Annotated in this window: 8 protein-coding genes; 4 read left to right on the top strand and 4 right to left on the bottom strand. The window is 66.1% G+C overall.

The annotated features are described in order from the left end of the window. Nucleotides 1-194 precede the first annotated feature (194 nt). The 4 genes from AO684_RS13500 to AO684_RS13485 are packed head-to-tail and all read left to right on the top strand — an operon-like array spanning nt 195 to nt 4,545. Nucleotides 195-566, top strand: coding sequence for a response regulator transcription factor (locus tag AO684_RS13500; protein ID WP_108130296.1), 372 nt, complete (start codon nt 195-197; stop codon nt 564-566). Continuing rightward, entirely contained in the window at nt 563-838 is a 276-nt protein-coding gene (locus tag AO684_RS13495; RefSeq protein WP_054303261.1) for a hypothetical protein, read from the top strand. Before AO684_RS13500 ends, AO684_RS13495 begins: the two co-directional genes overlap by 4 nt. After that, nucleotides 838-3,537: a sensor histidine kinase gene (locus AO684_RS13490; RefSeq protein WP_054303260.1), complete on the top strand. Its 2,700-nt coding sequence runs from the start codon at nt 838-840 to the stop codon at nt 3,535-3,537. Before AO684_RS13495 ends, AO684_RS13490 begins: the two co-directional genes overlap by 1 nt. Nucleotides 3,538-3,591: 54 nt before the next feature. Further along, entirely contained in the window at nt 3,592-4,545 is a 954-nt protein-coding gene (locus AO684_RS13485; protein WP_054303259.1) for a FliM/FliN family flagellar motor C-terminal domain-containing protein, read from the top strand. Nucleotides 4,546-4,616: 71 nt separating this feature from the next. On the opposite strand, the gene AO684_RS13480 is transcribed toward AO684_RS13485, so the two are convergent. From AO684_RS13480 to AO684_RS13465, 4 genes are read right to left on the bottom strand one after another with little or no spacing between them, the layout of a single operon-like run. Further along, the gene (locus AO684_RS13480) at nt 4,617-5,033 is read right to left on the bottom strand and encodes a TIGR01244 family sulfur transferase (RefSeq protein WP_054303258.1); all 417 of its coding nucleotides are present in this window, start codon (nt 5,031-5,033) and stop codon (nt 4,617-4,619) included. Nucleotides 5,034-5,042: 9 nt separating this feature from the next. Further along, nucleotides 5,043-5,504: a DUF6691 family protein gene (locus AO684_RS13475; protein WP_229825181.1), complete on the bottom strand. Its 462-nt coding sequence runs from the start codon at nt 5,502-5,504 to the stop codon at nt 5,043-5,045. Continuing rightward, nucleotides 5,505-5,930 carry a YeeE/YedE family protein gene (locus tag AO684_RS13470; RefSeq protein ID WP_152968428.1) on the bottom strand — a complete coding sequence of 142 codons (426 nt, stop codon included), beginning with the start codon at nt 5,928-5,930 and terminating at the stop codon, nt 5,505-5,507. A gap of 45 nt (nt 5,931-5,975) precedes the next feature. Beyond that, a complete protein-coding gene (locus tag AO684_RS13465) occupies nt 5,976-6,839 on the bottom strand; it encodes an MBL fold metallo-hydrolase (RefSeq protein ID WP_054303274.1) in 864 nt (287 codons plus the stop codon). Between the last annotated feature and the right edge of the window lie 61 nt (nt 6,840-6,900).

The following is a 6,900-nucleotide window of genomic DNA, read 5'->3' as shown; positions in this document are numbered from 1 at the left end:
CCTGCCGCATCTGCCCCGAGCCCGGCTGCCCGGCCCGGCGCGAGGCGCCCATCGTCAGCGAAGTGACCGGCCTGCGCGGCTGACCGATGCCAAAGTCATAGCCGCTTCCCCGTCGCGGCTTTTGACACGGCGGGGATTTCCGCCGATAGTCGGGGCAGGCGCGGGGAGGCGCCAGCGCGACCAGGGGAGGTGCCGTGACTCATCACGCCATGCTGATCGAGGACGAGCCGAATATCGCCGAGGCGATCCGCTTCCTGCTGAACCGCGAGGGCTGGCAGGTAACGACCCTGGGAGACGGTGGCGTGGCCGAGGCTGAGGTGCGCGCCCGCAGACCGGATCTGGTGATCCTCGATCTCATGCTGCCGGGCCGGTCAGGGCTGGAAATCCTTCAGTCCCTGCGCGCCGATCCGGCAACGGCGGAACTGCCGGTGATGATGCTGACCGCCAAGGGGCAGGGCCGCGACCGCGAGGCGGCCGAGCGCGCGGGGGCCAGCCTGTTCATGGCGAAACCTTTCTCCAATACCGAATTCGTGGCGGCGGCCCGGTCCCTGCTGGGCGTGGCATGAGACCGCGCGGCCCGGTCTTTCTGGCTCGGCGCAGCTATCGCCTGCGGCGGATGCGCGATGCGGCCCGGCTGCTGCCGGTGGCCGGGGCCTTCCTGTTCCTGCTGCCGATCCTCTGGGCTCCGGCAGAGACCGAGGCGCGGGATACGGCGGTGGACGGCGCCTATCTGTTTGTCGTCTGGTTCGGGCTGATCGTGGTGGCGGCGCTGATGGCGCGCGGCCTTGGCGCGCAGGAGGAAGAGCCGGGCACCGAAGGCGGCGAGGGGCGCGGCTGATGCCCTTCAACCTGCTGGTCCTGGCCTGCCTCACCTATGTGATCTTCCTGTTTCTTGTGGCTTTTCTGGCCGAACGGCGGGCCGAGCGGGGCCGCGCCCGCTGGCTGCGGTCTCCGCTGGTCTACACGCTGTCGCTCAGCATCTACTGTACGGCCTGGACCTTTTATGGCGCCGTCGGCTATGCGGCGCGGTCGGGGCTGGAGTATCTGACGATCTACCTTGGCCCGACGCTGGTCTTCGTCGGCTGGTGGTGGGTGCTGCGCAAGCTGGTGCGCATCGGCCGGACCGAGCGCGTGACCTCCATCGCCGACATGATCTCCAGCCGTTATGGCAAGTCGAACGCGCTCGGGGTGATCGTCACCATGATCTGCGTGGTCGCGGCCACGCCCTATATCGCACTGCAACTGCAATCGGTGACGCTCAGCTTCGGTGTCTTCGCGCAGCCTGGCACCTATGCCTGGATGATCCCCGACACCAATTCCACAGCGCTGTGGGTCGCGGGGGGGCTTGCGCTGTTCACCATCCTGTTCGGCACCCGCAACCTTGATGCCAATGAACAGCATACCGGCGTCGTGGCCGCCATCGCGGTCGAGGCGGTGGTGAAGCTGGTGGCGCTGGTGACGGTGGGCATTTTCGTCGTCTGGGTCGTGGCGGACGGGCCGGTGGATATCGCCGCCCGCATCAATGCCTCGGCCATTGCCGACTGGGATCTGGTGCCCTCGCGCTGGGCAGGGCTGACCTTCCTGTCGGCCGCCGCCGTCATTACCCTGCCGCGCATGTTTCAGGTGCTGGTGGTCGAAAACAGTGACGAGCGGTTCCTTGGCACCGCAAGCTGGGCCTTCCCGCTGTATCTGCTGGCGATGAGCCTGTTTGTCGTGCCGATCGCGGTGGTGGGCCTCGGTCTGCTGCCGGTGGGGGCGAATCCCGATCTTTTCGTGCTGACCGTGCCGCTGAGCCAGGGGCAGGGCGGGCTTGCCATGCTGGCCTTCCTTGGCGGATTTTCCTCGGCCACCTCCATGGTGATCGTCGCTTCCATCGCGCTGGCGACCATGGTGTCGAACCATATCGTCATGCCGCTCTGGCTGCGGCTGCGGCCTGCGAAATCCGTCTCCGGCGATGTGCGGCGGCTGGTGCTGATGTCGCGGCGGCTGTCCATCGCGGCTGTGCTGGGGCTGGGCTATCTGTATTTCGCGCTGTCCGGCGGGTCTGCTGCCCTGGCCGCCATCGGGCTGATTTCCTTCGTTGGCGTGGCGCAGATGCTGCCTGCCATGCTGGGCGGCATCTTCTGGCGGGGCGCCACGCGGATCGGGGCGGCGGCGGGGCTGCTGATCGGCTTCGTGGTCTGGGCCTACACGCTGTTCCTGCCCAGCTTCGGCCCCGGCGCCATCCTGCCGCTGGATGTGTTTCTCAATGGTCCGTTCGGTATCGGCTGGCTGCGCCCCCGCGCGCTGTTCGGGGTGGAGGGCATGGACCCGCTGATCCATGCCCTGTTCTGGAGCCTGTCCTTTAACACTGCCGCCTTCACCATCGGCTCACTGCTCAGCTTCCCGACCCCCATCGAGCGGGCGCAGGGTCTGGCCTTCGTCTATGTCTTTGACACCGAACGGGCGGAACTGCGCGGATGGGGCGATGGTCTGGCCGAGCCGGAATCGCTGCTGATCATGGCGCAGCGCATTCTGGGCGACGAACCCGCACTGACTTTCTTCGAGGAACAGGCCCGCGCGCAGGGCAAGGCCGGTTATCTGCCCGACCCTTCGCCCGCCTTTCTGGCCGCGCTGGAGCGGCAACTGGCGGGGTCCGTCGGTGCGGCGGCAGCCCATGCGATGATTTCCGAACTCGCGGGGCGGGCGCGGGTGACAGTGGATGATCTGATGCGGGTGGCCGATGAAACCGCGCAGATCATGGAATATTCCAGTCAGCTGGAATCGCAGCGCGCCGAACTGGAACGCACTGCCCGGCAATTGCGCGAGGCGAACGAGAAGCTGACCCAGCTTTCCGTGCAGAAAGATGCTTTCCTCAGTCAGATCAGCCATGAACTCCGCACGCCGATGACCTCGATCCGGGCATTTTCCGAAATCATGATGGAAGGCGGCATGCCCGAGGGCATGTCCGAGAAATATGCGGGCATCATCCATGAAGAGGCGATCCGCCTGACCCGGTTGCTGGATGACCTGCTGGATCTGAGTGTGCTGGAAAACGGCACCGTGCAGCTTGACCTGAAGCTGGCCAACCTGTCGGAACTGCTGGACCGTTCGCTGCGCGCCGCCGCCCAGACCCGGCCCGAGCGTGACTTTCTCATTCACCGCGACCTGCCCGCCGAGGCGATATTCCTGCGCACGGATCCTGACCGGCTGGCGCAGGTGTTCATCAACCTGATCTCTAACAGCCGCAAATACTGTGACGCCATGCGCCCTGAACTGCGGATCGTGGTGCGCCAGCGCGGCGGGCGGGTGCTGGTGGATTTCATCGACAACGGCTCGGGCATCCCGAAAGACAAGCAGGCGCTGATCTTCGAGAAATTCGCCCGCCTGACCGATCAGACCCGCGCCGGCGGCGCGGGGCTTGGCCTTGCGATCTGCCGCGAGGTTATGGCCAATCTGGGCGGCACCATTACCTATCTGCCGGGGCAGGGCGGGGCGGCCTTCCGTGTCTCCATGCCGCTGCGCCTGGAAAAACCGCCACTGGCCGAGGCGGCGTAACCCTTTGGTAAGCCTCTGCTGAGAGGGTAGAGGCGGAAGACAAGGGGAACAACCGTGGATCAGGGGGTCATCAGGCGCAAACTGGCAGGGGCGCAGGCGGCGCGGCTGCCCGATGGCGGTGTGGAACGTGCGCTGCCGCTGGCGCTGGCGCGGGCCGCGCGCGAAAGGCTGGGCTGCGACCTGACCGTGTCGGGTCTGGCCGCGCATCGGTTCTCTCTGGCGGAACTGCTGGAGCAGCCGCCTGATCTGGCCCTGATCGCGATTCTGGAAGGCCCGCGCGAGGCCACAGGGGTGATGGTGCTGGATTCCGGCCTGCTGGCCGCGCTGATCGAGGTGCAGACGCTGGGGCATGTCGCGCCCCAGTCGGCTGCGCCGCGCCGCCCGACACGGACCGATGCCGCCATGGTGGCGGACTGGGTCGATGCCGCGCTGGCCGCGCTGGAAGAGGCGCTGCTGACGGAAGAGGATCTGGTCTGGACGGACGGGTTTCGCTACGCCTCCTATCTGGATGAGCCGCGGCCTCTGGCCCTGATGCTGGAGGATGCGCCGTTCAAGGTGCTGACCTGTGATCTGCGTTTTGCCGCCGGGCGCGAGGGGCGGGTGATCCTTGCCCTTCCGGCCGAAGGGCATGGCCGTCGCCCGCAGCGCAAGACGCCGCTGCCCGCGCCCGACCCGATGGAGGGGCCGGGTTTCACCGCGGCGCTGGCGGACCGTCTGGCCGAAGCCGAAGCGGTGGTTGAGGCTGTCCTTTGCCGGGTGACCCTGCCCCTGAACGAGGTGCTGCGCCTTGCGCCCGGCGGGGTTTTGCCTCTGCCCGGCGCACAGATCGACCAGATTCGTCTGGAGGGTGGTAATGGCCAGGTGGCCGGGCAGGGCCGTCTGGGGCAGAACCGGGGTATGCGGGCCGTGCGCCTGACCGCGCTCAGCGAAGGCGGAGCCGCACCGCTTGCCGCCTCACTCCCTCAGGAATCCGCAGCATCCATCCTGCCCCTGACCGGGACAGGCTAGCCATGCTGATCGGGGTTCTTGCGATTCTGCGATACCTGCACCGTCTTTACGCCGGTCGAGGCAAAGCAGGCTCAGGCGTTTTCCAGCGTCGGGCGCAGCCATTCCAGCGTATAGCCGAAGCGTGCGGGAATCCCGATCAGCTCATCTGCGGGCAGACGCCCGGCATGAGCCAGCGCCCAGACCACCGACGAACGGTTGCCCGAAGCGCAATAGGCAAAGACCGGGCCCCTGGCCGCATCGATGGCGTCACGCTGGGCCGAGATGTTCTCTTCGGTGATCGCGCCGCCGATCACCGGATTTGCGATGAACTCCAGCCCCAGCGCCTCGGCTGCCGCGCGCATGTTGTCAGTATGCAGGTCCGAAGGGATCTCGGCATCGGGGCGGTTGTCGACCACGGTCACATAGCCCGCCGCCTTGATCGCAGGCAGGTCGCCGGGGCTGATCTGCGGCGAGACGGCATAGGTCGGAGTCAGGGCACGGATATCCATGGTCGGTCCTCAGTCGGTGACGGCGGGGCGAAACAGCCACGCGCGAATGGCAGGCGTGACGACCATACCCGAGACCATCGCCAGAAAGAAGAGTGCTCCGCCCCAGCCGCCGAGGGCAAAAGAGGCCAGTGCCGGGCCGGGGCAAAGGCCTGCCAGACCCCAGCCCGCGCCAAACAGCAGCGAGCCCCAGATCAGAGGCCCGTCCAGCCGGGGCGGTGTGCGTGCCGGAATCAGATCGCCGAAGACCGAGACGCCCCGTCGTTCTGCGATGCGCCAGACGAAGAACATCGGCAGCACCGCCCCGCCCAGGACGAAGGCCAGCGTCGGATCCCAGTCCCCGAAGAAATCCAGCCAGCCCTGCACCTTGGTCGTGTCGATCATGCCCGAAACCAGCAGGCCCGAGCCGAACAACCCGCCCGCCAGAAAGGCCACCACCTCGCGCGGTTCGGGCATCGCGGGAATGCGCGCCATTCAGATCACCCCCAGAATATGCCGGAAAAGATAGACGGTGACAGCCCCGCCCAGCAGGTAGAAAGCTGTCGCTGCCAGCCCGCGCGGCGCCAGACGCGAGATGCCGCAGACCCCGTGCCCGGAGGTGCAGCCATTCGCCAGCCGGGTACCGATGCCGACCAGAAGGCCCGCCGCAACGATGACCAGCGGATTGCTGGTAATATGGGTGTCCACACTCCGATACAGTGGCACCAGCAGCGGCGGCACGGCCAGCACGCCGAACAGGAAGGCCAGCCGTTCAACCATACTGTCGCGGCCGGTGCCGTCCACCAGCCCACCCAGAATGCCCGACGCCCCCATGATGCGCCCGTTCACCAGCAGATACAGTCCGGCCGCGCTGCCGATCATAAGGCCGCCGACCAGGCCCCATATCCAATCCGTCGGAATCATCGAAACTCCCTGCATGCAACGATCAGTTGGCGGTCTGGCCGGTTAAAGCCCGTTGACCGGCACTTTCAGATAGCTGACGCCGTTGTCTTCCGGTTCCGGCATCTGGCCCGCCCGCATATTGACCTGAAGCGAGGGGATGATCAGCCGCGGCATCGCCAGCGTCGCATCGCGCGTCGTGCGCATTCGCACGAAATCTTCGCGGCTTTTCCCGGCGCCGACATGGATGTTCAGGGCCTTCTGCGCACCGACCGTGCTTTCCCAGGCATAGACGTCGCGTCCGGGGGCCTTGTAATCATGCCCGACGAAAATGCGGGTCGCATCCGGCAGGCTCAGAATCTTCTGCACCGAATCGTACATCGTTTCGGCCGATCCGCCGGGAAAATCGCAGCGCGCCGTACCGAAATCGGGCATGAACAGCGTGTCGCCGACAAAAGCCGTATCGCCGATCACATAGGTCAGGCAGGCAGGCGTATGGCCAGGGGTATGCAGCACTTCGCCGCGCAGCTGGCCGATCATGAAGGTATCGCCCTCGACGAACAGCCTGTCGAACTGCGACCCGTCACGCTGGAAGCGCGTGCCTTCGTTGAAGATCTTGCCAAAGGTCTCCTGCACCACGGTGATACGGTCGCCAATACCGATCTGGCCGCCCAGAGCTTCCTGGATATAGGGCGCGGCCGACAGGTGGTCGGCATGGACATGGGTTTCCAGAACCCACTTCAGATCAAGGCCTTGTTCCCGGATGAAGGCGATCACCGCATCCGCCGATCGGGTGTCGGTCCGGCCGGAGGGATAGTCGAAGTCCAGAACGCTGTCGATCACGGCACAGGCCCGCCCCTCGGGTTCCTGCACGACATAGGTGATCGTATTGGTTGCCTCATCGAAGAAGGCATGCACCTTCGGCTGCATCGGTGTGGTCATCGGCCTGTCTCCTGCGTCTGTGCGGAGGATATAATGCAGCACTGATACA

Source organism: Gemmobacter sp. LW-1 (assembly GCF_001303875.1).
Classification (GTDB): domain Bacteria; phylum Pseudomonadota; class Alphaproteobacteria; order Rhodobacterales; family Rhodobacteraceae; genus Gemmobacter; species Gemmobacter caeni.
Note: the sequence above shows the minus strand (reverse complement) of the source record. Positions and strands in the feature narration are given on the sequence as shown.